This window comes from Piscinibacter gummiphilus (genome assembly GCF_002116905.1).
GTDB classification, from domain to species: Bacteria; Pseudomonadota; Gammaproteobacteria; order Burkholderiales; family Burkholderiaceae_C; genus Rhizobacter; species Rhizobacter gummiphilus.
This window is the reverse complement of the sequence record NZ_CP015118.1, coordinates 3,405,291-3,430,529: the sequence shown is the minus strand read 5'-3', so window position 1 is coordinate 3,430,529 and position 25,239 is coordinate 3,405,291. Positions and strand designations below refer to the sequence as shown.

The following is a 25,239-nucleotide window of genomic DNA, read 5'->3' as shown; positions in this document are numbered from 1 at the left end:
TTCCTTCCAACCCTTCTCCCACACCATGAACCACGTCCTGATCGTCGAGGATGACACCGATTCGGCCCGCATGATGGCCGCGCTCATCGGCACGATGGGGCCCTACACCGTGGCCACCGCCGGCACCCTGCGCGACGCGCGCCGCCAGATCGAACTGCAGCGGCCCGACCTCGTGCTGCTCGACCTGCGCCTGCCCGACGGCAGCGGCATGGACCTCTTCGAGAACACCGACCTCACCGCGAAGGCCCAGGTGGTGCTCATCACGGGCCACGCGAGCCTCGACACGTCCATCCAGGCGCTGCGGCTGGGCGCCGCCGACTACCTCATCAAGCCGGTCAGCGCGGCGCAGGTGGAGGGCATCCTGTCGCGGCTGATGAAGCCCGACGAGCTGCAGGCCGAACTGGCGGCCATGACCGACGCACTGGAGCGCGAGGGCCACTTCGGAGGCCTGTGGGGGCGATCGGACGCGATGCGCCGCATCTACGACCAGGTGGCGCGGGTGTCCGGCACCGCGGCCACCGTGTTCGTCACGGGCGAGAGCGGCACCGGCAAGGAGGTGGTGGCCCAGACGGTGCACGATCTGAGCCGCCGCCGCAAGTGCCCGTTCCTCGCGGTGAATTGCGGGGCGGTGTCGCCGCAGCTGATGGAGAGCGAGATCTTCGGCCACGAGCGTGGCAGCTTCACCGGCGCCGAGCGGCAGCACCAGGGATTCTTCGAGCGCGCCCACGGCGGCACGCTGTTCCTCGACGAGATCACCGAGATGCCCCAGGAGCTGCAGGTCAAGCTGCTGCGGGTGCTCGAGAGCGGCAGCTTCGCGCGCGTGGGCTCCACCGAGGTGCTGCAGGCCGATGTGCGGATCATCGCGGCCACGAACCGCGCGCCGCTGGAGGCGGTGGCCACGGGCCGGCTGCGGGAGGACCTGCTGTACCGCCTCAACGTCTTCCCGATCGAGCTGCCGCCGCTGCGCGACCGGGGCGCCGACGTGCCGCTGCTGGCGCAGCACTTCCTGCACGACGTGGCGCGGCGCGAGGGCGAGGTCAAGCGCTTCTCGCCGGAGGCGCTGCGGCAGCTGTCCGTGTACCGGTGGCCGGGCAACGTGCGCGAGCTGCGCAATGTCGTGCAGCGGGTCTATGTGATGACCTCGGGTCCCACGATCACCGACGAATGGCTGCCGCGCGACGCGCCTCCCGCGGGCGAGGCGCCGCCCGAGGCCGAGATCTCGGTGAAGCTGGGCACGTCGATGGCCGAGGCGGAGCGCAAGCTGATCCTCGCGACCATGGTCCACTTCGACCACCACAAGGAGCGCGCGGCGGCGGCACTCGGCGTGAGCCTGAAGACGCTCTACAACCGGCTGAAGGCGTACGCCGAGGAGGACGAGGCCGCCGGCCAGGGGCCGGACGCCTGACCGTGCGGCGGCGGGTCAGGCGCGCAGGCGCTCGAGGTCCTCGTACAGGTCGCCCGGCGCGGTGATGCCCGCGTCGCCGTCGGCCGGGTCATCGGCCTCCGCGTCGTCGCCGCCGCGGTGCGACACCGCCAGCATCCCGTACCGCTTGAGGAACGTGCGCAGCGTGTTCCGCGTGATGCCGAGCACCCGCGCCGCCCGTACCTGGTTCTCGTTCGACTGCTGGAACGCGGTGCGCACGACGGTTTCGGTCACGGCGTGGAACAGGTTGCGGTCGCCGCCGGCGATGAGCCGCAGCACGTTGTCTTCGAGGTCGGCGTAGGGGGATCGTTCGGGGGAGATCGCAGGAGGCGGCTCTTCGGGTTCGGCCACCACGGCCGGACGCACGGGCGTGCCCGGCACGGGCGCGACGAGCCGCAGGTCGCCGGGCCGCACGACGCCGTCCCGGCAGATCACGAGCGCGAAGTGCACGACGTTCTCGAGCTCGCGGATGTTGCCGGGCCAGAGGTACTCGACGAGCGCGGTCTCGGTCTCGGGCGCGAGCGTCACGTGCGAGAGCCCGAGCCGCGGCGCGTACACGCCGATGAAGTGGCGGGCGAGCGGCAGGATGTCGCCCGTGCGCTCGCGCAGCGGGGGCAGCGTGACGGGGGCGACGTTGAGCCGGTAGTAGAGGTCGGCGCGGAAGCGCTGGGCCTCGACGGCCTGGCGGAGGTCCACGTTGGTGGCCGCGACGAGCCGCACGTCGAGCGGGATCGGCTTGCGCGAGCCGAGGCGCACCACCTGGCGCTCCTGCAGCACGCGCAGCAGCTTGACCTGCAGCGAGAGCGGCAGGTCGCCGATCTCGTCGAGGAAGAGCGTGCCGCCGTTGGCCGCTTCGAACCAGCCGGCGCGCGATTGCGATGCGCCGGTGAAGGCGCCCGTCTCGTGGCCGAAGAGTTCGGCGTCGATCAGGTTCTCGCTGAACGCGCCGCAGTTGACGGCCACGAAGGGGCCGCGGCGTCCGCTGCGCGTGTGCAGGTGGCGGGCGATCAGTTCCTTGCCCGTGCCGGTGTCGCCGATGATGAGCACCGAGGCCTCGCTGCGGGCGATGCGCTCGACGTGTTCGAGCAGGGCCACCGAGCGCGGGTCGTGGAACAGCAGGGCCTTCGCCCGGATCGACAGCACGCCGCCCTCGGAGGGCGGCAGCGTCAGCACCGGCTCGGCGGCGGCGGGGTTGAAGGCGTGCAAGGTCATGATCGCCGGTGCCGGATCACAGCGTGGCGATCGACACCTCGGTCGACTTGACCAGGGCCACCACCTCCCGGCCCACGCGCAGGTCGAGTTCCTTGACGGAGCGGGTGGTGATCACCGAGGTGACGATGAGGCCGGACGCGGTCTCGACGTCCACCTCCGAGACCACGGGACCCTCGATGATTTCCTTGACCTTGCCGCGGAACTGGTTGCGGACGTTGATGGCGCTGATCGTCATGTCTGTGTTTTCCTGGGTGCGGGAGCCGGTGGGGTCGGGAGCAACCGGCTCGAAGTGCTCAGGAAGCACGATAGACAACGGCCCGCGAGGGGCCAACGAACGATTCCGACTTAGGTTAGACGCCGTGCCGCGAGAACCAGTCGAGGGTGCGCGACCAACCGTCGCGCGCGTCGGCCTCGCGGTAGCTCGACCGGTAGTCGGCGAAGAAGGCGTGCGGGGCGGTGGGATACACCACCACGGTCGACCCGTTGCCGGCCGATTCGAGCGCGGCACGCAGGCGGTCCACGTCGGCGAGGGGGATGCCCGTGTCCTCGCCCCCATACAGGCCCAGCACCGGCGCCTTCAGTTCGCCGGCCACGTCCACCGGATGCCGCGGGCTGTTGGGCGTGCCGGGGCCCGCGAGGCGCCCGTACCAGGCGACGCCGGCCTTGACCTTCGGCTGGTGGGCCGCGTAGAGCCACGTGATGCGGCCGCCCCAGCAGAAGCCGGTGACGCCCACCCGCGCCTTGTCGCCGCCGTTGGCCGTGGCCCAGGCCAGCGTGTCGTCGAGGTCGGACAGGACGAGGGCGTCGGGCGCCTTCGCGACGAAGTTCGCCCGGATCTCGTCGATGGACGCCGCCTTCGACGGGTCGCCCAGCCGGAAGTACAACTCCGGTGCCACCGCGAGGTAGCCTGCCTTCGCGAAGCGCCGCACCACGTCCCGGATGTGTTCGTGCACGCCGAAGATCTCCTGGATCACGAGCACGATGGGGAACGGCCCCGAACCTTCCGGCGACGCGTGGTAGATGGGCAGTTCGCCGGTGGGGGTGCGCACGGTGGTGGCGCCGTGCACCAGGCCGTCGGCGGGCGTGCGGATGACGGTGGACTCGACGGTGGGAACGGCGGACGTGAACGGGGGCGCGGCGGTCATGGATGGGCTTTCAGGTACAGGGAGTGGTGGTCGTTGCGCAGGATGTCGGCCGACGTCCAGCCGGCCGCGTCGAAGGCCTCGCGCTGTTCGTCGGGGGTGAGGTAGGGCGACGCACCGTCGTGGTCGCCGGTGCTGCGGTCGGCCAGCAGGAAGACGGCCCCGGGCAGCAGCAGCGCGCGCACCTGGGCGTAGAACGCGGTGGGGCGGTGCGCACGCAGCAGCGTGTGCACCGCGTCGTGCGAGATCACGGCGTCGAAGCGGCCGAGGCCGTCGGCCCAGCCGGGGTTGGCGAGGTGGCGGACCACGTGGGTGCGCCGGCCCTCCTTCGAGGCGAGGCGGGTGCGGGCGGGCGCCTGCGGCGTGTCGGAGAAATCGAGGGTGACGAGCCGCAGGCCGGGCACTTCGCGCAGCACGTGCGCGGCGAGGTCACCGCGTCCGGAGCCGAGGTCGAGGGCCCGGGGAAACGGGCGGCCGAGTGCCTTCAGCTCGGCGGCGAAACGGTGGAACACGGCCGGGTGGGACGCGGCCGGCTCCCTCGGGGGGAGGGAGGGCGGGGCGAGCGTGACGTCCGGTCTGGCATTCATCGTCGGGTACTCCTTCGTGCGTTGGGGCCCGGTGGGTCGTGCGGTGAGATCGCCGACCGCCCGGGCCTCTTCGAGGTGGGGATACCCGGACAGGATAAAGCGATTCGCAGTCGGAGCGCGACAGTCGTGAATTCGTTCCGTCCGGGTGGGTCACCACGCGAAGTGCCAGTCGGCCGGCGCACGGGCCGGGGACGCCGGCGGGACGAGCGCCGGGCGGTCCGCTTCGCCGAACTCGCCCAGCACGTCGTCCTTGATCGCGGCGAACGCGGCGGTGCCCCGGTCGCGCGTGCGGGGCAGCGGCACGTCGACGATGCGCTTGATGCGGCCGGGCCGCGGCTGCATCACGACCACGCGGTCGCCGAGGTACACGGCCTCCTCGACGTCGTGCGTGACCAGGATCGCGGTGATGCCCTCGGTGCGCCAGATGCGCTCCAGCTCGGCCTGCAGGTGGCCGCGCGTGAGGGCGTCGAGCGCACCGAACGGTTCGTCGAGCAGCAGCACCTCCGGTCGGTTCACGAGCGCCCGGGCGATGGCCACGCGCTGCGACATCCCGCCCGACAACTGGTGCGGGAAGGCGGTCTCGAACCCCTTGAGCCCGACGAGGTCGATGTGCTCCTGCACGGCCCTGGCCTTCGCGGCGGGGCTGCCCGGCGCGTTGAGCAGGCCGACCGCCACGTTGTGTCGCACGTCGAGCCACGGGAAGAGCCGGTGCTCCTGGAACACGATGCCGCGGTCGAGGCTGGTGCCCACGATGCGCTGGCCATCCAGCAGGATCTCGCCCTTGTAGTCCGACTCGAGGCCGATCACGAGCCGCAGCAGCGTCGACTTGCCGCAGCCGCTCGTGCCGACGATGCTGACGAACTCGCCCGGGCGGATGGTCAGCGAGATGTCCTGCAGCACCGGCAGGGGCTCGCCCTTGACCTGGTACTGCTTGTGGAGGTTGCGGATCTCGAGGGTGCCGGCGTGGGCCATGGGAATTCCTTGGGTTCAGAACTGCGCGGTGGAGCGGCCGCGCCACGCGAGGGTGCGGGCTTCCAAACGGGTGGCGACGAGGTTGATCGCGAAGCCGACGAGCCCGACGATCACGACACCGAGCAGCACCTGGTCCATCCAGAAGTGCTCGCGCCCGTCGGTCAGCAGGTTGCCGATGCCCTTGCCGGACGTCAGCAGGTACTCGGCCCCGAGGGTCGCGAGCCACGCGTAGAGCAGGCCGAGGTAGATGCCCGTGAAGATCGACGGGAGCGCCGCGGGCAGCACCACGTGGCGCAGCAGCTGGGCGCGGGAGAACGCGAACACCCGGGCCACCTCGGTCAAGTCGCGCGGCACGCTGCGGATGCCCTCGAACGTGTTCAGGGTGACGGGGAAGAACGCGGCCAGCGAAAGGAAGGCGATCTTGGCGGGGTCGCCAAGGCCGAACCACACCGAGATCAGCGGGATCCAGGCCAGCAGCGACACCTGCTTCACGGTGTGCAGGGACGGGCCGATGAGCTGCTCGAAGCGGCGCGACAGCCCGAGCGCCGTGCCCACCACCGTGCCGGCGATGGACCCGATGACGAAGCCTGCGAGGAAACGCCCGAGGCTCGCCTGCAGCGACGTCCACAGGTACCCGTTTTCGGCGAGCCGCACCGCGGTGTGCCACACCTCGGAGGGCGGCACGAAGAGTTTCGTGTCGGTCCAGCCGAAGCGGAAGGCGGCCCACCAGGTGCCGAGGAGCAGGGCGGGGAGGGCGGCGCCGCGCAGGACGGTGCGCACGGTGGGATTCATCGCGTGTCCTCCATTCAGAACGCCTCGCGGCGCCACCGCAGCAGCCGGCCCTCGACGAGGGCCAGCACCTTGTCGAGTGCGAAGCCCACCGCGCCCACCACGACGACGGCCGTCAGCACCACGTCGAGCTGGAACAGCTGACGGCCGTAGACGATCAGGAAGCCGAGCCCTTCGCTGGACGCGAGCAATTCCACGGCGACGAGGGCGAGCCAGGCGTGCGTGAGGCCGTAGCGGATGCCGGTCCACAGCGTCGGGAACGCGGCGGGGAACACGACATGCCGCAGCAGTTGCCAGCGCGTGAATCGGAACACCTTCGACACCTCGATCAGGCTCGTGGGCACGTTGCGCAGGCCGTTGTACGTGTTCATCGTCACCGGCACGAAGGCGGCCTTGGCGATCAGGATGATCTTGAGCGCCTCGTCGATGCCCACCAGCATCATCAGCAGCGGCAGCCAGCCGAGCGACGGCACCTGGGCGAACACGCGGAACGTGGGGTACAGGTAGTCCTTGACCACTGGTGACAGGCCCATCGACACCCCCAGCAGCAGCCCGAGGCCGGTGCCCAGGGAAAAGCCGTACAGCACGCGGGCGAGGCTGATCAGCAGGTGGTCCTGCAACTCGCCCGTGGCCCACAGGTCCGAGAACGTCTGCGCGACCACGAGCGGCGCGGGCAGGATCTGCGGCGGGATCCATTCGAACTGCGCGCCCAGCTGCCACAGCAGCAGGACGGCCAGCGGGAACGGCCAGGCGAGCAGCAGGCCGACGCCGCGGCGGCGCCAGGGCGAGGCGCGCGCGGAGGTCACCGCGGCGGTGGCGAGCGGGAGGCTGGCGGTGGTGGAGGTCATTCGAGGTCAGCCGCGCAACACGCGGAAGCTGTGGTCGACGACCGTGCCGCGGGTGCCGGGCGCCCAGCCGATCGTGCGCCGGTAGCTGCCCAGCAGCGCGTTGCCGGCCAGCTCGGCCTCGTCCACCACCTGCTCCTCCTCGGCGAACGGCGCCACGTACAGCGCGTCGACGGGGCACCAGGCCTCGCACATGAAACAGGTCTGGCAGTCGTGCTTGCGCGCGATCACGGGGATGCCGCCGGGCACGGCATCGAAGACGTGGGTGGGGCACACCTGCACGCACAGGTCGCAGCCGGTGCAGCGGTCTTCGCTCACGAGTTCGATCATGCGGCCTCCGCGAGGAAGGGCTGTTCGTGTGCAGCCGAGCGGTGGGGGCGGGTCCACACCGCGTCCAGTCCACCGCTCAGCACGTGGTGGCGCTGCGACGGGTCGGTCGCGGGTCGGTCGGTCCGCTTGTGCATGCCGCGGCTCTCGTCGCGGGCGAGGGCGCTGCGGTACATCCAGCGGGCCGTCGCCACCATCGCCGCGGCCTCGCGGGCGCGCAGCCGGTCCGTGGCCGAACCGGCGCCCCGCAGGTGTTCCCAGTAGCCGTCGAGGCGCACGAGCGAGTCGCGCAGCGTGGCGGGGTCGCGGAACAGGTTGCGGTCGTACGGGAACACCTCGCGTTGCACCGCTGCGATCAGCCCGGTGCTGTCGAGCACGCGCGGCCCATCCAGCCCGGCGCGGTCGTCGCGGCGGACCGGGCGGGTGTGTGCGAGCGCCCCAGCCGTCTTCGCGAATGCGGCAGCCCCCGCGCCGGCCCAGGTGCCTGACGAGGTGGCCCACGCGGCGTTGTGGCTGCCGCCGCCGGTGAAGGCGCCGCAGATGAGTTCGCGCGTGGCCGCGTCGCCCGCGGCGAAGAGGCCCGGCACGGTGGTGGCGCAGCGTTCGTCGACGATGCGCAGGCCGCCCGTGCCGCGAACCGTGCCCTCGAGCCGCAGCGTCACCTGGAACTGCTGCGTGAACGGGTCGACCCCGATGCGATCGAACGGCAGGAAGAAGTTGGGCTGCGCGCCGCGGGCGAAGCGGCGTTCCTCCTCGTTCGCGAGGTCCAGCAGGGCGTAGACCGGTGTGCCGGCCTGCAGGTGCTTCGCGATGACACTCCGGCCGTGCTTGGAGCCGGCGCCGTCGATCACCGAGCCGTCGGCGTAGCGGAACGTGGCCCAGCGGTAGAAGGCCGACTTCGTCACCGACGAATGCGCGGGGCCGAGGCCGTAGGCGTTCGAGAACTCCATGCCGGAGAACTCGGCGCCGGTCTCGGCGGCCATCAGGTGGCCGTCGCCGGTCAGCACGTTGCAGCCGAGCGCCTTCGACAGGAAGGCGCAGCCGCCGGTGGCGATCACCACGGCCTTCGCGCGCACGGTCCAGTCGCGGGCCGCGCCGAGGCGGCTCAGGCCGCGGGCACCCACCACGGCGCCGTCGCCGTCGGTCAGCAGCTCCAGCGCCGGGCTGTGGTCGAGCACCTTCACGCCCACCTGGCGCACCACGCGGCGCATCAGCTTCATGTAGTCGGGGCCCTGCAGGGACGTGCGCCGCTGCACGCCGTGTTCGTCGACCGGGAACGGGTAGCCCCAGTCGGCGACGCGCTGCAGGTTGATGTAGGTCTGGTCGAGCACGCGATGGCCCCAGTCGCGGTCGGCGAGGTGGCCGCCGAGCGCTTCGCGCGCAGCCAGCGCGTTCTCGCGTGCGACGGCCTCGGGTTCCACGTACCAGACGCCGGTGCCGGACGGTGCCGTGGCACCGGAGGTGCCGACGTAGCCCTTGTCGGCGAGCACGACGGTGGCACCGTCGCGCGCGGCCTGCCAGGCGGCCCAGGTGCCGGCCGGGCCGCCGCCGATCACGAGCACGTCGGCCTGGAGCGAATCGCTGTCGCGGGAAGAGGTCATGGTCGTCTCCGGTGGGGTGGGGTCAGGCGGCCTTGGCCTGGCGGGCCAGCGTGAACTGGTTCTGCGGACGGTCGAGTCCGAGGTTCTCGCGCAGCGTGGTGCCTTCGTACGCGGTGCGGAACAGGCCGCGGCGCTGCAACTCGGGCACGACGAGTTCGACGAAGTCGTGGAGCGATGCGGGCAGCACCGGCGGCATCACGTTGAAGCCGTCGGCGGCCTCGTTCTCGAACCACGACTGGATCTCGTCGGCGATCTTCCCGGGCGTGCCCACCACGACCCAGTGGCCGCGTGCGCCGGCGAGGTACTCGTAGAGCTGGCGCACCGTGAAGCGCTCGCGGCGGGCGAGTTCGATCACGACGTGGTGGCGGCTGTTGCTCCCGGCCGGCTTCTCGGGGTAGTACGGCGGCGGTGCGTCGAGGTTCCATCGGCGCAGGTCCTCGCCGGGCCAGAACGGCGCGAGGGCGCCCAGGCCCACCGACGGGTGGATGAGGCCTTGCAACTCCGCCCACTTCGCCTGCGCCTCGGCCTCGGTGCGCCCCACCACCGGCGAGATGCCGGGCAGGATCAGCAACTGGTCGGGACGGCGGCCGTACTTCGCGAGGCGGCCCTTGACGTCGCGGTAGAAGGCCTGGGCTTCCGCGAGGCTGGTCCACGCGGTGAAGATGGCCTCGGCCGTGGCCGCCGCGAGTTCGCGGCCGGGCTCGGACGACCCGGCCTGCACGATCACCGGGTAGCCCTGCGGCGGCCGCTCGAGGTTCAGCGGGCCCGAGACCTTGAAGTGCTTGCCGTGGTGGTTCACGGCGTGCAGCTTCGACGGGTCGAGGTACACGCCGCTCTTCGGGTCGCGGACGAAGGCGTCGTCCTCGAAGCTGTCCCACAGGCCCTTGGCCACGTCGATGAACTCGCGGGCGCGCTCGTAGCGCACCTCGGGGTCGGGGTGGGCGTCGAGCCCGAAGTTGCCGTGGACCTGGTCGGACCCGGTCGTCACCACGTTCCAGGCCGCGCGGCCCTTGCTGAGGTGGTCGAGCGACGCGAACTTGCGCGCGAGCAGGAATGGGTCCTCGTACGTGGTGGAGGCGGTGGCGACGAACCCGATGTGTTTCGTGACGGCGGAGAGCGCCGACCACAGCGTGACCGGCTCGAAATACGAGGAGCGGCCGTAGCGGCTGAACGACTCGTCGTCGCCCCGGTTCGCGACCCCCGGGCTGTCGGCCACGAACACCTGGTCGAACAGGCCGCGCTCGGCCAGCTTCGCGACCTCGATGTAGTGGTCGATGTTGACGCCCGAGTCGATCTGCGAGCCGGGATGGCGCCAGGCGGCGATGTGGTGGCCGGTGGCCATGATGAACGCGCCGAGGCGCAGTTTTCTGTCGCTCATGTGGGTCTCTTGTCGTGAGGGGACGTGGGCATCAGCGCAAGCGGTGTGCCAGTCGAAACAGCCGCGAAACGCGACGGGTTGTTGCGCAGCCAGCAGCGGGAGACCCGGCGTGTTGGCTCGCCGACAGCCGATGGTGGTTCGCCAACGCAGGGGTGTCAGCAGGGCGATCGCACGGCGAGTCCGGGGTGGTGCGGAGGCAGCTGGCACGACAATCGCATGCGCCTGTCGCGCGCGAATGGCGCCTTCCTCACACCCCTCCCATGACTGCTTCCTCCTCTCCCCGCGAACCCGGCCATCCCATCGATCCGCTGTTCACCCGCCGCTGGTCGCCGCGCGCCTTCACCGGCGAGGCCATCGACCCGGCCACGCTGCAGAGCTTCTTCGAGGCCGCCCGCTGGGCGCCGTCGGCGTTCAACGCCCAGCCGTGGCGGTTCGTGTTCGCGCGCCGCGACACCGAGGCGTGGGCGCCGATCTTCGAGGCCCTGCTGCCGTTCAACCAGGCCTGGGCCACGCGCGCTTCCGCGCTAGTGGTGGTGCTGTCGCGCACCGTGTGGCTGCCGCCCGGCAAGACCGAGCTGGCGCCGGTGGTGTCGCATTCGTTCGACGCGGGCGCGGCCTGGGCGAGCCTGGCGTTCCAGGCCACGCTGGCGGGCTGGCACGTGCACGGGGTGGGTGGCTTCGACCGCGACGTGATGCGCTCGAACCTCGGAGTGCCCGCCGACTACGCGCTGGAGGCGGTGGTCGCCATCGGCAAGCAGGCGGACAAGTCGGTGCTCTCCGAATCGCTGCAGGCACGCGAGGTGCCGAGCCCGCGGCGTCCGCTGTCGGAACTGGTGGCCGAAGGGCATTTCGCCTTCGACGCCTGACCGGCTCGGTCAGTCGGTGCGGCGCCGGCCGTACATCTGCCGCTGCGGCTTGACCGGCAGCGGCAGGTGCCGCCCGGCGCGATGCGCGCGCACGGCCGCGTCGATCTGCGCGTCGAAGTCGGAATCGAAGTCGGCGCTGAGCAGCGCGTCGGTGATCAGCGTGCTGCCGCGGTTCGCGCGGATCCAGCGGTACCGCTCGGCGTCCGTCAGCGGCGGCTCGGCGGGCACGGTGGCGGCGAGCTCGCCGAGGTAGCTGTCGTGCAGCGCCCGCACGCGTTCGTCGTGTGACGCGATGTCGGGGCGGACCCTGCCGCCCTCCGGCGTCTTCCCTGGTCGATGGTTCATCTCATGGCTCCCCGGTGGTCCGATCCGCCGGCCACCTGGTTCCAGTATCGCCATCGCCCCGCCGTCGCTTGTAGGACGATGCCTCGACCGAACCCCCGGGAATTGGGGATTCGCGCCAGGGCGGGTGGCTGGAATGCAGCGGCGGCCGGCGGGTTCCCGCGGGCGGCTTGCTGGGATCGGCACACCGCGGGGCCCGCATCTGCTGGATCCCCCGCAACCGCGCCGTGGCATGCCGGTTGCTCGATTCCGGGCGTCGAAGGCCAGGGATTCCCCATCATGCCCAGTGAAAAATGTTCGCGCGCGGAAGACCTCCGCGCCCGCGGCCTCTCGGTGGCCGACATCGCCGAGGAACTCCACGTCACGCGACAGCGGGTGCGCCAGCTGCTGGCCACCGCCCGCACCGAGCGCCAGCGCGAGCGCAGCCCCGATCCGTTCGCGCGCCTGAGCGTGCGCACCGCCAACGGCCTGAAGGCCGAATTCCTGTACGTGCGCAAGCAGAGCCTGACGGTGGACACCGTGGCCGAGGCGCTCGTGACCGGCCGGCTGCACTCGGTGCGCAACCTCGGCAAGAAGAGCGTCGAGGAGATCGAACGCTGGCTCGAAGCGCTGCGCGGCCCGCTCGGGGAACGCGACTTGCTGCGTCCCGCGTCCGATCCCCACCTGTCCCCGCCATGACCCGGACCCTCGCACCGATCCGCCAGCTCGCACTGCTTCACCCGCTGCCCGATGCCGAGTTCGAGCGGCTGCGCGACGCCATCCCCGAAGTGCGTTTCGTGCGGGCTGGCCCCGCCGACTGGGGAAAGGCCGTCGCCCAGGCCGACGCGGTGCTGCTGGGCCACCAGGGCGTCACCGTCGACGACCTGCTCGGCGCGGGCCCGGGTCTGCGCTGGATCCAGACCGCCTCCGCCGGCGTCGATCGCCACCTCACCGCGCGGCTGCGCGCGAGCCCCGTCGTGCTGACGAACGCGAGTGGCGTGCACACGGTGAACATCGCCGAACACGTGCTCGCGCTGCTGCTCGGGTTCGCCCGCAACCTGCCCGTGCTGGCCACCGCGCAGCAGCGCCAGGCGTGGCGCGAGGGACCGGTGCCGGACCTGTTCGAAGCCGAGGGGCAGACGCTCGTGGTGGTGGGGCTCGGCGCCATCGGCGGCACCATCGCGCGCAAGGCAGCGGCGCTGGGCCTGCGCGTGACCGGCGTGCGGCGCGACCCCGTGGGCGAAGCGCCGGCGGGTGTCGAGCGGGTCGTGGGCCTCGACGCGCTCGACACGGTGCTGGGCACGGCCGACCACGTCGTCATCGCGCTGCCGCTCACCGCCGCCACGCAGCGGCTCTTCGACGCGCAGCGCCTCGCGCGCGTGAAGCCGGGTGCCTACGTCTACAACATCGCCCGCGGCGCCATCGTCGACCCCGACGCGCTGCTCGCGGCGCTGGCTTCGGGCCACCTCGCGGGCGCCGGCCTCGACGTGACCGACCCCGAGCCGTTGCCGTCCACGTCGCCGCTGTGGCGCACGCCCGGCGTGGTGATCACGTCGCACACGTCGGGCCAGACGCCGCGTTCGGCCCACCGCCTCGTCGACATCCTGATCGACAACCTGCTGCGCGCCCGCGAGGGCCGGCCGCTGCGCAACGTGGTGGACGCCACGCGCGGCTACTGAACGGGATCGGGTCGCGGGTTGGTGGGCCTGCAGCCGTGGGAAGCGGCAGGTGGGGCTCCACCCACCGGGTTGGAGTCCGCCCCGGGGACGGAGCGGGCTCTTCTTTCTCCGTCCTCAGGCGGCGAGCGGTTCCTCGGCCCGACGCACACGCGCCAGCAACCACGGCGCGAAGCCGCTGTCGACGAAGGCCTGCTCCGAGATGAAGTGGTTGCCCTGCGGGTACAGCGTGTAGTCGACACGCCCGCCGCGGGCGCGCAGGTCCGCCACGTGGGCCTCCACGTCGGCATGCGGCAGCTTGTCGTCGTGACCACCGTGGAACACCCACGTGGGCGTGCGCGCGAGCGATTCGAGCGGCAGCCCGCGCGGCACGCGGCCCGAGGCCACGGCCAGGCCCGCGAAACGGTCGGGGTGATCCGCGGCCAGCTGCCACGCCGCCGCGGCGCCGAGGCTGAAGCCGGCGAGCACCACGCGCCGCGGGTCGATGCCGCGTGTGGCCACCACGTCGTCGATCAGGTCGAGCACGTCACCGGGCCGGTCGGTCCATGCGGCATCGGCCGGCAGCTGGGGTGCGATGAAGTGATGGACGCGGTCCGGCGTCGCCGCCACCTGTTTCGGCGGCGACCAGCGCAGCAGCAGGTTGAGGTCGTCGCCTCGGTCGCGTCCGCCATGGAGGAACACGAGCAGCGGCGCGTTCGCCGAGGGGCGGGCAGGCGCGCCGTACAGGTAGGGCAGCGGGCCGCGGTCGGTGTCGAAGCTGAGGTAGTCGAGTGACATGGAGATTTCCTTCCGGTGAAAGCGCCGTGACCGCGGGGCGGTGGCGGCGACGTCGAACGGGCCGGTATCGCAGCTTTCGGGCCAACGTCGTCGCATGGGCGGAGCACCTGTGTTTGCGGGCTTCCCAGCAGGGGGATGCTGACTCGGCGTCATCGAGGGCCTGCCGATGCTGCAAACCTTGCAGCAAAACGCCGCGGCGCCGGGCATGGGCCCTGCAAAGACAACCGCAACTCCACTCGATGACCCTCACCATGACCGTCTCCCGACGCCACCTGCTCGAAGGCCTTGCGGGCGCCGCCCTCGGCGTGCCGCTGTTCGCCCGCGCCGCCGGCAATCCCGCCACGATCCGCATCGCGGTGGCGCAGCCGCTCGTGGGCCAGCCGCCCAGCTTCTCGGGCAGCTCCGCGGCCATCGCGCATTCGAAGGGCTGGATCGACGAGGAGTTCAAGGCGGACGGCATCGCGATCGAATGGTCCTTCTTCAAGGGTGCCGGCCCCGCGGTCAACGAGGCGGTCTCGAACCAGCAGGTCGACTTCGCCCTGCAGGGCGACCTGCCGTCGCTGATCGGGCGGGCGGCGGGCCTGAAGACCCGCCTCGTGGTGGCCACCGGCGCGCGCACGCCGATCTACATCGGCGTGCCGCCCGACTCGCCGGCGAAGCGCATCGAGGACCTGCGCGGCAAGCGCGTGGCGCTGTTCAAGGGCACGAACATGCACCTGCCCGCCGTGCGCCTTCTGGAGGCACACGGCCTCACCGAACGCGACCTGAAGATCGTCAACTTCGACACCGCGAGTTCGCTCGCGGCGCTGGCCACGCGCGACATCGACGCGTCGATCGGCTCGCAGGACATCCTGCGCCTGCGCGACAAGGGCCAGGTGCGCGTGCTCTACACGAGCAAGGGCGATTCGCCGATCTACACGCGCCAGAGCCACCTGCTGGTCACGGAACGCTTCGCCGACGCGCACCCGGCGGCCACGCAGCGCGTGGTCAAGGCCCTCGTGAAGTCCGCGCGCTGGGCCTCGGACGAGGCCAACCGCGAGGAGGTGCTGCGCCTGTGGGCCCGTGCGGGCACGTCGTACGAGCACTGGAAGGAGGACGTGGACGGCCAGCCGCTGCGCGTGCGGCTGAACCCCACGTTCGACCCGTTCCTGCGGGGCCGGTACCACGAGGCGGTGGAGAACGCGTACCGGCTCAAACTGTCGCGCGCGAAGTTCGATGTGAACTCCTGGATCGACACCCGCTACCTCGATGCGGCGCTCAAGGAGGCGAAACTGGAGAACTACTGGCCGGTGTTCGAGGCGAACGGGAAGGCCGCGGGTGCCTGAACGGGTTCCGCCGGACGACACCCGGCGGTGTCATGCGGCCGCGCGCAGGGGCGAATGGCGCACGCGCCACGTCGGAAACCGAGGCGGGAAAACCCCTCCGGGCCGACTTGTGGCACCCTCCTAGAATCTTTTCGCAACGCAACAGGATTCCTCAGGAGCTCGCCCCCCCATGGCACCACCCCGTCCCGATGCGACCGACCCCGACGCCGCCGGCTCTGCGAGCAGCCCGCGCGTCCTCAAGAAATACCCCAACCGTCGCCTCTACGACACCTATACCAGCAGCTACATCACGCTGGCCGACGTCAAGAAGATGGTGTTGGCCGCGCAGCCGTTCGTCGTGCGCGACGCCAAGACGTCCGAGGACCTGACCCGCAGCATCCTGCTGCAGATCATCCTGGAGGAGGAGACGGGCGGGGTGCCGATGTTCTCCGCGCCCATGCTGGCCCAGATCATCCGGTTCTACGGCGGCGCCACGCAGGGCATGATGGGGTCCTTCCTCGAGAAGAACCTCCAGACCTTCAGCGACATCCAGGCCCGCATGGCGGAACAGAGCAAGGCCATCAATCCCGAACTCTGGTCGCAGTTCCTGAACGGCCAGGCCCCGGCGGTGCAGGGCATGATGACCGCCTACCTCGACCAGTCCCGCCAGATGTTCCAGCAGATGCAGGACCAGATGGCCAAGCAGGCCGAGACCTTGTTCCCGGGTTTCACGCCTCCGAAGCGCTGAAATCGGCCCCGGGGCCCCCGTCCGGGCCCCGGATCGGCGAAAATCCCGGGATGACTGATTCCACCCTGGCCATCCCGGCCCCCAAGATCGGCTTCGTGTCCCTGGGATGCCCGAAGGCCCTGACCGACTCCGAACTCATCCTCACGCAGCTGCGCGCGGAGGGTTACGACACGTCCAAGACCTTCGCCGGGGCCGACCTGGTCATCGTCAACACCTGCGGGTTCATCGACGACGCGGTCAAGGAAAGCCTCGACACCATCGGTGAAGCCCTGGCCGAAAACGGCAAGGTGATCGTCACCGGCTGCCTGGGCGCGAAGGCCGGCGACGACGGTGGCAACCTCGTCCGCCAGATGCACCCGAGCGTGCTGGCCGTGACCGGCCCCCACGCCACCCACGAGGTCATGGACGCCGTCCACACCCACGTGCCCAAGCCCCACGACCCGTTCGTCGACCTGGTGCCTCCGCAGGGCATCAAGCTCACGCCGCGGCACTATGCGTACCTGAAGATCAGCGAAGGCTGCAACCACCGCTGCAGCTTCTGCATCATCCCGAGCATGCGCGGCGACCTGGTCTCGCGCCCCATCGGCGACGTGCTCGGCGAGGCGGAGCGCCTGTTCGAGTCCGGCGTGAAGGAACTGCTGGTCATCAGCCAGGACACCAGCGCCTACGGCGTCGACGTGAAGTACCGCACCGGCTTCTGGGACGGCAAGCCCGTCAAGACGCGCATGCTGGACCTGTGCCAGAAGCTCGGCGAGCTGGCCGCGAAACACGGTGCCTGGGTGCGCCTGCACTACGTCTACCCGTACCCGCACGTCGACGAGATCCTGCCGCTGATGGCCGAGGGCCTGATCCTGCCGTACCTCGACGTGCCGTTCCAGCACTCGCACCCGGAGGTGCTCAAGCGCATGAAGCGCCCGGCCAGCGGCGAGAAGAACCTTGACCGCCTGCAGCGCTGGCGCGAGATCTGCCCGGAACTGGTGGTGCGCAGCACCTTCATCGCCGGGTTCCCGGGTGAAACCGAGGAGCAGTTCCAGCACCTGCTGGACTTCGTGCGAGAGGCGCGCATCGACCGTGCCGGTGCCTTCGCGTACTCGCCGGTCGAGGGGGCCACGGCCAACGCGCTGGACGGCGCCTTGCCCGAGGCCGTGCGCGAGGAGCGCCGGGCGCGTTTCATGGCGGTGGCCGAGGCCGTGTCCGCCGAGAAGCTGCAGTCGCGCGTGGGCGCCACCATGCAGGTGCTGGTCGACTCCGCCCCGGCGCTGGGCCGCAAGGGCGGCCTGGGCCGCAGCTATGCCGACGCCCCCGAGATCGATGGCAGCGTGAAGCTGCTGCCGCCGGAGAAGGCCTCCAAGACGCTGAAAGTGGGCGAGTTCACGAAGGCACGCATCGTCGGCGCCCAGGGACACGACCTGATCGCGCAACCCATCTGATCGCACGCCCGAACGCATGTCGAAGGACCCGCGCACCCGCCTGATCCACCACCCGTACGTGCCGCCGGCCGGCTTCGGGGCCCCGGTGGTGGGGGTCCACAAGGCCTCCACGGTCTTCTTCGCCGACACGGCCGCGCTGCAGGCGCGCACGTGGAAGGAAAAGACCGGCTACACCTACGGACTGCACGGCACGCCCACCACGTTCATGCTGGAGGAGCGCATCGCCACGCTGGAGGGCGGGCTGCAGACGCTGCTGGTGCCCAGCGGCCTGGCGGCGCTGTCGCTGGTCGACATGGCCCTGCTGCGCAGCGGCGACGAAGTGCTGATCCCCGACAACGCGTACGGCCCGAACAAGGAACTCGCGCGCCACGAACTGGCCGCGTGGGGCATCGGCCACCGCTTCTACGACCCGATGGACGCGGGCGCGCTCAAGGCGATGATCGGTCCGGCCACCCGACTCGTGTGGCTCGAAGCGCCCGGCTCCGTCACGATGGAGTTCCCGGACCTGGCCGAACTCACCCGCGTGGCCCGCGATGCCGGCGTGCTGACCGCACTCGACAACACCTGGGGCACGGGGCTCGCGTTCGATGCGTTCGACCTGCCGCTCTCCGAGGGCGGTTCGGTGGCCGTCGACATCTCGGTGCAGGCGCTGACCAAGTACGCCTCGGGCGGCGGCGACGTGCTGATGGGCTCGGTCACCACCCGCGAGGAGGCGCTGCACCTGCGGCTCAAGCTGTGCCACATGCGCATGGGCTGGGGCGTGGGGCTCAACGACGTCGAGTTCGTGCTGCGTTCGCTGCCCACGCTGGCCCTGCGCTACGAGGCCCAGGACTGGGCAGGCCGCCGGCTGGCCGAATGGTGGGCCACCCGGCCCGAGGTCACCCACGTGCTGCACCCGGCGCTGCCCGGCAGCCCGGGGCACGAACACTGGCGGCGGCTGTCCACGAAGGCGGCGGGCTTGTTCTCGGTGGTGTTCGACGAGAAGTACTCGCAGGCCCAGGTGCACGCCTTCGTCGACGCGCTGCGGCTCTTCAAGATCGGCTTCTCGTGGGCCGGTCCGGTGAGCCTCGTGGTGCCGTACCAGCTGGCGGGGATGCGGTCGCAGCCCACGTGGAAGGGCACGCTGGTGCGCTTCTCGATCGGGTTCGAGGCGGTGGAGGACCTGCTGGCGGACTGCGAGCAGGCGCTCGAACTCCTCTAGCGCATCACTCCTTCGAGCCCGAGGCCGCATGAGGCGGCCCTTTTGCCTTCGGCGAAAGGACCGGTGACCGGCTTCGCCGCTCAGTCCTTCGGACCCGATGAGACTTTATGTCTCATCAGCCGTCCCTTTTGCCTTCGGCGAAAGGACCGGTGACCGGCTTCGCCGCTCAGTCCTTCGGACCCGATGAGACTTTATGTCTCATCAGCCGTCCCTTTTCCCGTTCCCAATCTTTCTCCTTCACGGAGTTCCGCTTGTCGTGCTCCGCCTTGCCCTTGGCCAGTGCGATCTGGGCCTTCACGCGCCCGCCCTTGTAGTGCAGGTCCAGTGGCACGAGGGTGAAGCCCTTCTGCTCGACCTTGCCCACGAGGCGCTTGATCTCCTCCTTGTGGAGCAGGAGCTTCTTCGTGCGGTCGGCCTCGGGGTTGACGTGGGTGGAGGCGCTGCGCAGCGCGTTGATGCGGCAGCCGATCAGGTACAGCTCGCCGTCGCGGATGACCACGTAGCCGTCGGTCAGCTGCACCTGGCCGGCGCGGATGGCCTTGATCTCCCAGCCCTGCAGCACCATGCCCGCCTCGTGCTGTTCCTCGAGGTGGTAGTCGTAGCGGGCTCTTCTGTTTTCTGCGATGGACATGGGGGTCAGGTGGGGATGCCGTCACTCAATACAATCCGTGCATTGTATGAAGCACATCAAGAAGTCCGTCCTCCTCTGGTACTCGCCCGCCGAGATGTACCGCCTCGTCACCGACATCCGCGAGTATCCGAAGTTCCTGCCGTGGTGCCAGAAGGCCGAGGTGCTGGAAGAGGCCGAGACCTCCATGACCGGCCGCCTGCACCTCGCCTACGCCGGCGTGCGCCACGCCTTCACCACCCGCAACACGCACGTGCCCGACAGCAGCGTCACGGTCGAGCTGGTCGACGGGCCGTTTTCGGTGCTCCACGGCATCTGGCGCTTCGTGCCGCTGCAGGCGCCCGAGCCGGGGCAGAAGGCCTGCAAGGTCGAGTTCGAGCTGAAGTACGTGTTCTCGAACCTCGCGTTCGAGATGCTGCTGAGCCCGGTGTTCGACCGCATCGCCAACACGTTCGTCGACTCGTTCGTCAAGCGCGCCGAACAGGTGTATGGCCCCCGCTGAGGCGCTGCTGCGCGTCGAGGTGCTCTGGGGGGCGGCGCCACACGACATCCGCCGCGTGGCGCTGACGCTGCCAGCCGGCAGCACCGCGGGACAGGCCCTGGCCGCCAGCGGCCTGCTGGTGGAGTTTCCCGAACTGGCGCAGGCGCCGATGGGGGTGTGGGGCAGGGCGTGTACCGCCGAGACGGTGCTGCGCGACCTCGATCGCGTGGAGCTGTACCGCGGCCTGACGGTGGACCCGAAGGAGGCCCGGCGCCTGCGCCACGGGCGTGGCGGGGGCGGACGGGCAGGCGGGCGCTGAGGGCGCCCCGGCCTTACTTGCAGTCGGCCGCGATGATCTCGCGGGTGCGCTTCGATTCCTCGGCGCGGATCTTGTCGTCGTACACCTCGCGCTCGCCCGCCGCGTTGACACGGGCCATGCGCTGGCCTTCGTCGAGCGACTTCTGGTAGGCGCGGGCGCGGTTGCACGAGTCGGCACGTGCGGCGGCGTTCTTCGCCTCCTCGGCCTTGCGGGCCGCGGCCTGGTCCTGTTCGCCCTTCTTGCGCTTGGCCTCGAGTTCGGGGTCGGTGGTGGCGGCGGGGCCGCTCGCCTGGGCTTCGGCGCCGGAGGCGGCCGAGGCCGCCGGGGCCACGAATTGCGGCGGGGTGCGCCGGGTGGCACCTGCCGGGCGCTGCAGGATGGACGATTCGGGCACGCCGGCCGGCGGGGGCAGGTCGCTGTACTGGATGCGGTTGTTGGTGTCCCGCCATTTCCACTGGGCCATGGCACTGGTGCACACCCCGAGCGCGAGCCCGGCGGCCAGTGCGGTGAAACCCACGCGTGCGGAGAGACGGAGACGGCTGATTTTCATGCGCGAAAGTGTAGTGCCGCACCGTCTTCCACGGGGCATTCCCTCTGTCACGGTTTGTATGCCGGGGCCCGGGCGAAGCCGGGTTCGTGAACTATTGCCGCTTTGCCGAACGGGCTCCCGGCGAGGGCCGGCGTGTGTTCTTGGGGGGAGGTCAGCAAGGACGCGTCCGGAGTCCGTATAATCTTCTTTTGCGTCAGGAGCTTCCCTCATGCGCCTTCTTGGCAAAGCGCTCACCTTCGACGACGTGTTGCTGGTGCCCGCGTTCTCGCAAGTGTTGCCTCGCGACACCTCGCTTTCGACCCAACTGACCCGGAACATCCGCCTGAACCTGCCCCTGGTTTCAGCCGCGATGGACACCGTCACCGAAGCACGCCTCGCGATCGCCATCGCGCAGGAAGGTGGCATCGGCATCGTTCACAAGAACCTCACCCCGAAGCAGCAGGCCGCCGAAGTGGCCCGCGTCAAGCGCTACGAGTCGGGGCTCCTCCGTGACCCGATCACCATCTCGCCCGGCGTGCCCGTCAGCGACGTGATCAACCTCTCGCGCCAGCACGGCATCTCCGGCTTCCCGGTGCTGGAAGACGGCAAGGTCGTCGGCATCGTCACCGGCCGCGACCTGCGCTTCGAGACGCGCATGGACATCCCGGTCCGCGAGATCATGACCCCGCGCGAGCGCCTGGTCACCGTGCGCGAAGGCGCCACGCTCGCCGAGGCCAAGGCCCTGATGCACAAGCACAAGCTCGAGCGCGTGCTGGTCATCAACGACGCCTACGAACTCCGCGGCCTGTTCACGGTGAAGGACATCACCAAGCAGACCAACTTCCCGAACGCCGCGCGCGACGCCCACGGCAAGCTGCGCGTCGGCGCCGCGGTGGGAGTGGGCGAGGGGACCGAGGAACGTGTCGAACTGCTGATCAAGGCCGGCGTCGACGTGCTCGTGGTCGACACCGCCCACGGCCACAGCGCCGGCGTGATCGACCGCGTGCGCTGGGTCAAGCAGAACTTCCCGCAGGTCGACGTGGTCGGCGGCAACATCGCCACCGGCGCGGCGGCCCTCGCGCTGGCCGAAGCCGGCGCCGACGGCGTCAAGGTCGGCATCGGCCCCGGCTCCATCTGCACCACCCGCATCGTGGCCGGCGTGGGCGTGCCCCAGATCCACGCCATCGACAGCGTGGCCAAGGCCCTGGCCGGCAGCGGCGTGCCGCTGATCGCCGACGGCGGCATCCGCTACTCGGGCGACATCGCCAAGGCCATCGCGGCCGGCGCCCACACCGTGATGATGGGCGGCATGTTCGCGGGCACCGAAGAGGCGCCGGGCGAGATCGTGCTGTTCCAGGGCCGCAGCTACAAGAGCTACCGCGGCATGGGCTCCATCGGCGCCATGCAGCAGGGCAGCGCCGACCGCTACTTCCAGGACAACACGGGTGCGAACCCGAACGCCGACAAGCTCGTGCCGGAAGGCATCGAGGGCCGTGTGCCGTACAAGGGCTCGATGATCAGCATCGTGTTCCAGATGGCCGGCGGCCTGCGGGCGTCCATGGGGTATTGCGGCGCCGCCACCATCGAGGACATGCGCAACAAGGCGGAGTTCGTCGAGATCACCTCGGCCGGCATCCGCGAGAGCCATGTCCACGACGTGCAGATCACGAAGGAAGCGCCCAACTACCGCATGGAGTGACCGGGCTGCCGCGCCCGTTCGAACGTCCCTTGACCACCACCGTCCAACCCACCCCGCCGGAGGCTGCCAGCCGCCCGGCGGCGATGCGTTTCATCCTGCTCACCGTGCTGCTCGACATGGTGGCGATCGGCCTCATCATCCCGGTGCTGCCGGTGCTGGTCGGGCAGTTCACCACCGACAAGGCCGCGCAGGCGTTCTGGTACGGGGCGGTCATGGTGACGTTCGGTGTCGCCAACTTCTTCGCGTCGCCCATCCTCGGCGCGCTGTCCGACCGGTTCGGCCGGCGGCCGGTGCTGCTGATGGGCTTCTGCGGCTTCGCGTTCAGCTTCTTCGGCACGGCGCTCGCCACCGAGCTGTGGATGCTGCTGGCGATCCGGGTCGTCAGCGGCGCGCTTCAGGCCAACGTCGCGGTGGCCAACGCCTACGTGGCCGACATCACCTCGCCCGAGAACCGCTCGAAGCGCTACGGCCAGATGGGCGCCATGTTCGGCATCGGCTTCATCATCGGCCCGGTCACCGGCGGCCTGCTGGGCGGCATCGACGTGCACCTGCCGTTTTTCGTGGCCGGCTCGCTCGCGCTGCTGAACCTGCTGTACGGGTACTTCGTGCTGCCCGAATCGCTGCCGGTGGAACGCCGCCGCGCGTTCTCGTGGCGCTCGGCCAACCCCGTCGCGTCGCTGAAGCACCTGGCCGAGCTGAAGAACGTGGGCGGCCTCGTCGTCGTGATCGGCCTGGCCAACCTCTCGCAGTTCATCCTGCACACCTCGTGGGTGCTCTACACCACGTTCCGCTTCGGCTGGACGTCGGTCGAGAACGGCTGGTCGCTGCTGGCGGTGGGCGTGGCCTCGGTGTTCGTGCAGGGGTTCCTGCTGCAGCGCCTGCTCAAGCGGTTCGGTCCGTCGAAGCTCGCGTCCTACGGCCTCGTCTCCAGCACCGTGGCCTACCTGCTCTGGGCGCTCGCGTTCCAGGGCTGGATGATGTACGCCGTCATCGCGTTCAACCTGCTCGGCTTCACGGTGGCCGCGGCCATCCAGGGCATCGTCTCCAACGCGGCCGACCCGCGCACGCAGGGACAGTCGATGGGCGCCGTGGCGTCGCTCGGCAGCCTGGCCGCCGTCGTGGCGCCCATGATCGGCGCCCCGCTGCTCGGCGTGGTGTCGCACCTGCCGCCCACCGACTGGCGCGTGGGCGCGCCGTTCTTCTTCTGCGCGGCGCTGATGGCGGTGTCCACCGTCCTTGCGTTCCGCCACTTCCGGCACCAGCCGCGCACCGGCTTCGACGCCGCCGCCAGTGCCGTCCATTGATTTCCTCTCCCGCCGCACCATGCACGACAAGATCCTGATCCTCGACTTCGGCTCCCAGGTCACCCAGCTCATCGCCCGCCGAGTGCGCGAAGCCAACGTCTACTGCGAGATCCACCCGAACGACGTGGGTGAGGCCTTCATCCGCGAGTTCGCCCCGAAGGGCATCATCCTGTCGGGCAGCCACGCCAGCACCTACGAAGACCACCAGCTGCGCGCGCCGCAGGCCGTGTGGGACCTGGGTGTGCCGGTGTTGGGCATCTGCTACGGCATGCAGACCATGGCCGTGCAGCTGGGCGGCAAGGTCGAGTGGAGCGACCACCGCGAGTTCGGCTACGCCGAGGTGCGCGCGCACGGCCACACCGCGCTGCTGCAGGCCATCGAGGACTTCAGCACCGCCGAAGGCCACGGCATGCTCAAGGTGTGGATGAGCCACGGCGACAAGGTCACCGAACTGCCCCCGGGCTTCAAGCTGATGGCCTCCACGCCCAGCTGCCCCATCGCCGGCATGGCCGACGAGGCGCGCGGCTACTACGCCGTGCAGTTCCACCCCGAGGTGACCCACACCGTGCAGGGCACCGCGCTGCTGCGCCGCTTCGTGCTCGAGATCGCGAAGGCGAAGCCCGACTGGGTCATGAAAGACTACATCACCGAAGCCGTGGCCCGGATTCGCGAGCAGGTGGGTGACGAGGAGGTCATCCTCGGCCTGTCCGGCGGCGTCGATTCGAGCGTGGCCGCCGCGCTGATCCACCGCGCCATCGGCGACCAGCTCACGTGCGTGTTCGTCGACCACGGCCTGCTGCGCCAGAACGAAGGCCAGCTCGTGATGGACATGTTCGTGGGCCGCCTGCACGCGAAGGTGATCCACATCGACGCGAGCGACCAGTTCCTGGGCCAGCTGACCGGCGAGAGCGACCCCGAGCAGAAGCGCAAGATCATCGGCCGCGAGTTCGTCGAGGTGTTCCAGGCCGAGGCGAAGAAGCTGTCGAACGCCAAGTGGCTCGCCCAGGGCACCATCTACCCCGACGTGGTCGAGTCCGGCGGCACCGCCAGCAAGAAGGCCACCATCAAGAGCCACCACAACGTGGGCGGCCTGCCGAAAACGCTGGGCCTCAAGCTGCTCGAGCCGCTGCGCGAACTGTTCAAGGACGAGGTGCGTGAACTGGGCGTGGCCCTGGGCCTGCCGCCCGAGATGGTCTACCGCCACCCGTTCCCGGGCCCGGGCCTGGGCGTGCGCATCCTCGGCGAGGTCAAGCGCGAGTACGCCGACCTCCTGCGCCGCGCCGACGCCATCTTCATCGAGGAACTGCGCAACACCCGCGACACCGCCTCCGGCAAGACCTGGTACGAACTCACCAGCCAGGCCTTCGTGGTCTTCCTGCCCGTCAAGAGCGTGGGCGTGATGGGCGACGGCCGCACCTACGACTACGTCGTCGCGCTGCGCGCCGTGCAGACCTCCGACTTCATGACCGCCGACTGGGCCGAGCTGCCGTACAGCCTGCTGAAGAAGGTCTCGGGCCGCATCATCAACGAGGTGCGCGGCATCAACCGGGTGGCTTACGACGTGTCGAGCAAGCCGCCGGCGACGATCGAGTGGGAATGAGCCGACCTCGTCCCACGCAGGGCTGAGGACCGCTGCCGGCCAGGAGCGGCCCGTTGGACGACTCGAGCAAACAGCAGCTC

The 25,239-nt window shown here is 70.3% G+C and carries 27 protein-coding genes; 13 read left to right on the top strand and 14 right to left on the bottom strand.

Annotation, left to right across the window (positions count from 1 at the left end; genetic code table 11):
* Positions 1 to 25 precede the first annotated feature (25 nt).
* The gene (locus A4W93_RS15345) at positions 26 to 1,405 is read left to right on the top strand and encodes a sigma-54-dependent transcriptional regulator (RefSeq protein WP_085751432.1); all 1,380 of its coding nucleotides are present in this window, start codon (positions 26 to 28) and stop codon (positions 1,403 to 1,405) included.
* A gap of 15 nt (positions 1,406 to 1,420) precedes the next feature.
* Here the strand turns inward: A4W93_RS15345 and A4W93_RS15340 are convergent, their stop codons facing one another.
* From A4W93_RS15340 to A4W93_RS15295, 10 genes are all read right to left on the bottom strand, one after another.
* The gene (locus A4W93_RS15340) at positions 1,421 to 2,635 is read right to left on the bottom strand and encodes a sigma-54 interaction domain-containing protein (protein WP_085751431.1); all 1,215 of its coding nucleotides are present in this window, start codon (positions 2,633 to 2,635) and stop codon (positions 1,421 to 1,423) included.
* A 16-nt stretch (positions 2,636 to 2,651) separates the two neighbouring features.
* The gene (locus A4W93_RS15335) at positions 2,652 to 2,870 is read right to left on the bottom strand and encodes a TOBE domain-containing protein (RefSeq protein ID WP_085751430.1); all 219 of its coding nucleotides are present in this window, start codon (positions 2,868 to 2,870) and stop codon (positions 2,652 to 2,654) included.
* Between the two features lie 115 nt (positions 2,871 to 2,985).
* On the bottom strand, positions 2,986 to 3,780 hold the full coding sequence (locus A4W93_RS15330; RefSeq protein WP_085751429.1) for a dienelactone hydrolase family protein: 795 nt from the start codon (positions 3,778 to 3,780) through the stop codon (positions 2,986 to 2,988).
* Positions 3,777 to 4,364, bottom strand: a complete 588-nt coding sequence (locus A4W93_RS15325) for an SAM-dependent methyltransferase (RefSeq protein ID WP_085751428.1) — start codon at positions 4,362 to 4,364, stop codon at positions 3,777 to 3,779. The genes A4W93_RS15330 and A4W93_RS15325 overlap by 4 nt, the downstream gene beginning before the upstream one ends.
* A 150-nt stretch (positions 4,365 to 4,514) precedes the next feature.
* Positions 4,515 to 5,336: an ABC transporter ATP-binding protein gene (locus tag A4W93_RS15320; protein ID WP_085751427.1), complete on the bottom strand. Its 822-nt coding sequence runs from the start codon at positions 5,334 to 5,336 to the stop codon at positions 4,515 to 4,517.
* 15 nt (positions 5,337 to 5,351) lie between these two features.
* Complete coding sequence (locus A4W93_RS15315; RefSeq protein WP_085751426.1) at positions 5,352 to 6,128, bottom strand: ABC transporter permease; 777 nt, start codon at positions 6,126 to 6,128, stop codon at positions 5,352 to 5,354.
* 14 nt (positions 6,129 to 6,142) lie between these two features.
* On the bottom strand, positions 6,143 to 6,973 hold the full coding sequence (locus tag A4W93_RS15310; RefSeq protein ID WP_085751425.1) for an ABC transporter permease: 831 nt from the start codon (positions 6,971 to 6,973) through the stop codon (positions 6,143 to 6,145).
* Positions 6,974 to 6,979: 6 nt separating this feature from the next.
* The gene (locus tag A4W93_RS15305; protein ID WP_085751424.1) at positions 6,980 to 7,300 is read right to left on the bottom strand and encodes a 4Fe-4S dicluster domain-containing protein; all 321 of its coding nucleotides are present in this window, start codon (positions 7,298 to 7,300) and stop codon (positions 6,980 to 6,982) included.
* The gene (locus A4W93_RS15300; protein WP_085751423.1) at positions 7,297 to 8,898 is read right to left on the bottom strand and encodes an FAD-dependent oxidoreductase; all 1,602 of its coding nucleotides are present in this window, start codon (positions 8,896 to 8,898) and stop codon (positions 7,297 to 7,299) included. Before A4W93_RS15300 ends, A4W93_RS15305 begins: the two co-directional genes overlap by 4 nt.
* 22 nt (positions 8,899 to 8,920) lie before the next feature.
* The gene (locus A4W93_RS15295; protein ID WP_085751422.1) at positions 8,921 to 10,276 is read right to left on the bottom strand and encodes an LLM class flavin-dependent oxidoreductase; all 1,356 of its coding nucleotides are present in this window, start codon (positions 10,274 to 10,276) and stop codon (positions 8,921 to 8,923) included.
* 260 nt (positions 10,277 to 10,536) lie between these two features.
* Here A4W93_RS15295 and A4W93_RS15290 point away from each other — a divergent pair, with 260 nt between their 5' ends.
* On the top strand, positions 10,537 to 11,142 hold the full coding sequence (locus A4W93_RS15290) for a nitroreductase family protein (RefSeq protein ID WP_085751421.1): 606 nt from the start codon (positions 10,537 to 10,539) through the stop codon (positions 11,140 to 11,142).
* A gap of 9 nt (positions 11,143 to 11,151) precedes the next feature.
* Here A4W93_RS15290 and A4W93_RS15285 read toward each other — a convergent pair whose 3' ends face one another.
* Positions 11,152 to 11,487 carry a hypothetical protein gene (locus A4W93_RS15285; RefSeq protein ID WP_157131665.1) on the bottom strand — a complete coding sequence of 112 codons (336 nt, stop codon included), beginning with the start codon at positions 11,485 to 11,487 and terminating at the stop codon, positions 11,152 to 11,154.
* Positions 11,488 to 11,763: 276 nt separating this feature from the next.
* Between A4W93_RS15285 and A4W93_RS30060 the strand changes: the two genes are divergently transcribed.
* Together A4W93_RS30060 and A4W93_RS15280 are read left to right on the top strand one after the other, a co-directional pair.
* Positions 11,764 to 12,162 (top strand): hypothetical protein, encoded by a 399-nt coding sequence (locus A4W93_RS30060; RefSeq protein ID WP_157782166.1) that lies wholly within the window; start codon positions 11,764 to 11,766, stop codon positions 12,160 to 12,162.
* Positions 12,159 to 13,142, top strand: a complete 984-nt coding sequence (locus A4W93_RS15280) for a D-2-hydroxyacid dehydrogenase (RefSeq protein ID WP_157782165.1) — start codon at positions 12,159 to 12,161, stop codon at positions 13,140 to 13,142. The genes A4W93_RS30060 and A4W93_RS15280 overlap by 4 nt, the downstream gene beginning before the upstream one ends.
* A 114-nt stretch (positions 13,143 to 13,256) precedes the next feature.
* On the opposite strand, the gene A4W93_RS15275 is transcribed toward A4W93_RS15280, so the two are convergent.
* Positions 13,257 to 13,916 (bottom strand): carboxylesterase family protein, encoded by a 660-nt coding sequence (locus A4W93_RS15275; protein WP_157782164.1) that lies wholly within the window; start codon positions 13,914 to 13,916, stop codon positions 13,257 to 13,259.
* A 251-nt stretch (positions 13,917 to 14,167) separates the two neighbouring features.
* On the opposite strand from A4W93_RS15275, the gene A4W93_RS15270 reads away from it, so the two are divergent.
* From A4W93_RS15270 to A4W93_RS15255, 4 genes are all read left to right on the top strand, one after another.
* Positions 14,168 to 15,241 carry an ABC transporter substrate-binding protein gene (locus A4W93_RS15270; protein WP_085751417.1) on the top strand — a complete coding sequence of 358 codons (1,074 nt, stop codon included), beginning with the start codon at positions 14,168 to 14,170 and terminating at the stop codon, positions 15,239 to 15,241.
* Positions 15,242 to 15,410: 169 nt separating this feature from the next.
* On the top strand, positions 15,411 to 15,968 hold the full coding sequence (phaR, locus tag A4W93_RS15265; RefSeq protein WP_085751416.1) for a polyhydroxyalkanoate synthesis repressor PhaR: 558 nt from the start codon (positions 15,411 to 15,413) through the stop codon (positions 15,966 to 15,968).
* A gap of 50 nt (positions 15,969 to 16,018) precedes the next feature.
* Positions 16,019 to 17,398: a 30S ribosomal protein S12 methylthiotransferase RimO gene (rimO, locus tag A4W93_RS15260; RefSeq protein ID WP_085751415.1), complete on the top strand. Its 1,380-nt coding sequence runs from the start codon at positions 16,019 to 16,021 to the stop codon at positions 17,396 to 17,398.
* A gap of 16 nt (positions 17,399 to 17,414) precedes the next feature.
* Positions 17,415 to 18,599 (top strand): PLP-dependent transferase, encoded by a 1,185-nt coding sequence (locus A4W93_RS15255; RefSeq protein WP_085751414.1) that lies wholly within the window; start codon positions 17,415 to 17,417, stop codon positions 18,597 to 18,599.
* Between the two features lie 166 nt (positions 18,600 to 18,765).
* On the opposite strand, the gene smpB is transcribed toward A4W93_RS15255, so the two are convergent.
* Positions 18,766 to 19,230, bottom strand: a complete 465-nt coding sequence (gene smpB, locus A4W93_RS15250) for an SsrA-binding protein SmpB (RefSeq protein WP_085751413.1) — start codon at positions 19,228 to 19,230, stop codon at positions 18,766 to 18,768.
* 46 nt (positions 19,231 to 19,276) lie between these two features.
* Here smpB and A4W93_RS15245 point away from each other — a divergent pair, with 46 nt between their 5' ends.
* Together A4W93_RS15245 and A4W93_RS15240 are read left to right on the top strand one after the other, a co-directional pair.
* Positions 19,277 to 19,729: a type II toxin-antitoxin system RatA family toxin gene (locus A4W93_RS15245; protein WP_085751412.1), complete on the top strand. Its 453-nt coding sequence runs from the start codon at positions 19,277 to 19,279 to the stop codon at positions 19,727 to 19,729.
* Positions 19,716 to 20,027, top strand: a complete 312-nt coding sequence (locus A4W93_RS15240; protein ID WP_085751411.1) for an RnfH family protein — start codon at positions 19,716 to 19,718, stop codon at positions 20,025 to 20,027. Before A4W93_RS15245 ends, A4W93_RS15240 begins: the two co-directional genes overlap by 14 nt.
* A 13-nt stretch (positions 20,028 to 20,040) precedes the next feature.
* Here the strand turns inward: A4W93_RS15240 and A4W93_RS15235 are convergent, their stop codons facing one another.
* Positions 20,041 to 20,577 (bottom strand): DUF4124 domain-containing protein, encoded by a 537-nt coding sequence (locus A4W93_RS15235; RefSeq protein ID WP_085751410.1) that lies wholly within the window; start codon positions 20,575 to 20,577, stop codon positions 20,041 to 20,043.
* Positions 20,578 to 20,785: 208 nt separating this feature from the next.
* On the opposite strand from A4W93_RS15235, the gene guaB reads away from it, so the two are divergent.
* From guaB to guaA, 3 genes are read left to right on the top strand one after another with little or no spacing between them, the layout of a single operon-like run.
* On the top strand, positions 20,786 to 22,255 hold the full coding sequence (gene guaB, locus A4W93_RS15230; protein ID WP_085751409.1) for an IMP dehydrogenase: 1,470 nt from the start codon (positions 20,786 to 20,788) through the stop codon (positions 22,253 to 22,255).
* Positions 22,256 to 22,284: 29 nt separating this feature from the next.
* Positions 22,285 to 23,559 (top strand): TCR/Tet family MFS transporter, encoded by a 1,275-nt coding sequence (locus A4W93_RS15225; RefSeq protein ID WP_237357546.1) that lies wholly within the window; start codon positions 22,285 to 22,287, stop codon positions 23,557 to 23,559.
* Between the two features lie 19 nt (positions 23,560 to 23,578).
* Positions 23,579 to 25,159, top strand: coding sequence for a glutamine-hydrolyzing GMP synthase (gene guaA / locus A4W93_RS15220; RefSeq protein WP_085751408.1), 1,581 nt, complete (start codon positions 23,579 to 23,581; stop codon positions 25,157 to 25,159).
* The last annotated feature ends 80 nt before the right edge of the window (positions 25,160 to 25,239 follow it).

Bases quoted from the DNA above. Each gene is read 5' to 3' on its own strand.
- A4W93_RS15345 (WP_085751432.1), top strand. From the start codon at position 26: ATGAACCACGTCCTGATCGTCGAGGATGACACCGATTCGGCCCGCATG.
- A4W93_RS15340 (WP_085751431.1), bottom strand. From the start codon at position 2,635: ATGACCTTGCACGCCTTCAACCCCGCCGCCGCCGAGCCGGTGCTGACG.
- A4W93_RS15335 (WP_085751430.1), bottom strand. From the start codon at position 2,870: ATGACGATCAGCGCCATCAACGTCCGCAACCAGTTCCGCGGCAAGGTC.
- A4W93_RS15330 (WP_085751429.1), bottom strand. From the start codon at position 3,780: ATGACCGCCGCGCCCCCGTTCACGTCCGCCGTTCCCACCGTCGAGTCC.
- A4W93_RS15325 (WP_085751428.1), bottom strand. From the start codon at position 4,364: ATGAATGCCAGACCGGACGTCACGCTCGCCCCGCCCTCCCTCCCCCCG.
- A4W93_RS15320 (WP_085751427.1), bottom strand. From the start codon at position 5,336: ATGGCCCACGCCGGCACCCTCGAGATCCGCAACCTCCACAAGCAGTAC.
- A4W93_RS15315 (WP_085751426.1), bottom strand. From the start codon at position 6,128: ATGAATCCCACCGTGCGCACCGTCCTGCGCGGCGCCGCCCTCCCCGCC.
- A4W93_RS15310 (WP_085751425.1), bottom strand. From the start codon at position 6,973: ATGACCTCCACCACCGCCAGCCTCCCGCTCGCCACCGCCGCGGTGACC.
- A4W93_RS15305 (WP_085751424.1), bottom strand. From the start codon at position 7,300: ATGATCGAACTCGTGAGCGAAGACCGCTGCACCGGCTGCGACCTGTGC.
- A4W93_RS15300 (WP_085751423.1), bottom strand. From the start codon at position 8,898: ATGACCTCTTCCCGCGACAGCGATTCGCTCCAGGCCGACGTGCTCGTG.
- A4W93_RS15295 (WP_085751422.1), bottom strand. From the start codon at position 10,276: ATGAGCGACAGAAAACTGCGCCTCGGCGCGTTCATCATGGCCACCGGC.
- A4W93_RS15290 (WP_085751421.1), top strand. From the start codon at position 10,537: ATGACTGCTTCCTCCTCTCCCCGCGAACCCGGCCATCCCATCGATCCG.
- A4W93_RS15285 (WP_157131665.1), bottom strand. From the start codon at position 11,487: ATGAACCATCGACCAGGGAAGACGCCGGAGGGCGGCAGGGTCCGCCCC.
- A4W93_RS30060 (WP_157782166.1), top strand. From the start codon at position 11,764: ATGCCCAGTGAAAAATGTTCGCGCGCGGAAGACCTCCGCGCCCGCGGC.
- A4W93_RS15280 (WP_157782165.1), top strand. From the start codon at position 12,159: ATGACCCGGACCCTCGCACCGATCCGCCAGCTCGCACTGCTTCACCCG.
- A4W93_RS15275 (WP_157782164.1), bottom strand. From the start codon at position 13,916: ATGTCACTCGACTACCTCAGCTTCGACACCGACCGCGGCCCGCTGCCC.
- A4W93_RS15270 (WP_085751417.1), top strand. From the start codon at position 14,168: ATGACCGTCTCCCGACGCCACCTGCTCGAAGGCCTTGCGGGCGCCGCC.
- phaR (WP_085751416.1), top strand. From the start codon at position 15,411: ATGGCACCACCCCGTCCCGATGCGACCGACCCCGACGCCGCCGGCTCT.
- rimO (WP_085751415.1), top strand. From the start codon at position 16,019: ATGACTGATTCCACCCTGGCCATCCCGGCCCCCAAGATCGGCTTCGTG.
- A4W93_RS15255 (WP_085751414.1), top strand. From the start codon at position 17,415: ATGTCGAAGGACCCGCGCACCCGCCTGATCCACCACCCGTACGTGCCG.
- smpB (WP_085751413.1), bottom strand. From the start codon at position 19,230: ATGTCCATCGCAGAAAACAGAAGAGCCCGCTACGACTACCACCTCGAG.
- A4W93_RS15245 (WP_085751412.1), top strand. From the start codon at position 19,277: ATGAAGCACATCAAGAAGTCCGTCCTCCTCTGGTACTCGCCCGCCGAG.
- A4W93_RS15240 (WP_085751411.1), top strand. From the start codon at position 19,716: ATGGCCCCCGCTGAGGCGCTGCTGCGCGTCGAGGTGCTCTGGGGGGCG.
- A4W93_RS15235 (WP_085751410.1), bottom strand. From the start codon at position 20,577: ATGAAAATCAGCCGTCTCCGTCTCTCCGCACGCGTGGGTTTCACCGCA.
- guaB (WP_085751409.1), top strand. From the start codon at position 20,786: ATGCGCCTTCTTGGCAAAGCGCTCACCTTCGACGACGTGTTGCTGGTG.
- guaA (WP_085751408.1), top strand. From the start codon at position 23,579: ATGCACGACAAGATCCTGATCCTCGACTTCGGCTCCCAGGTCACCCAG.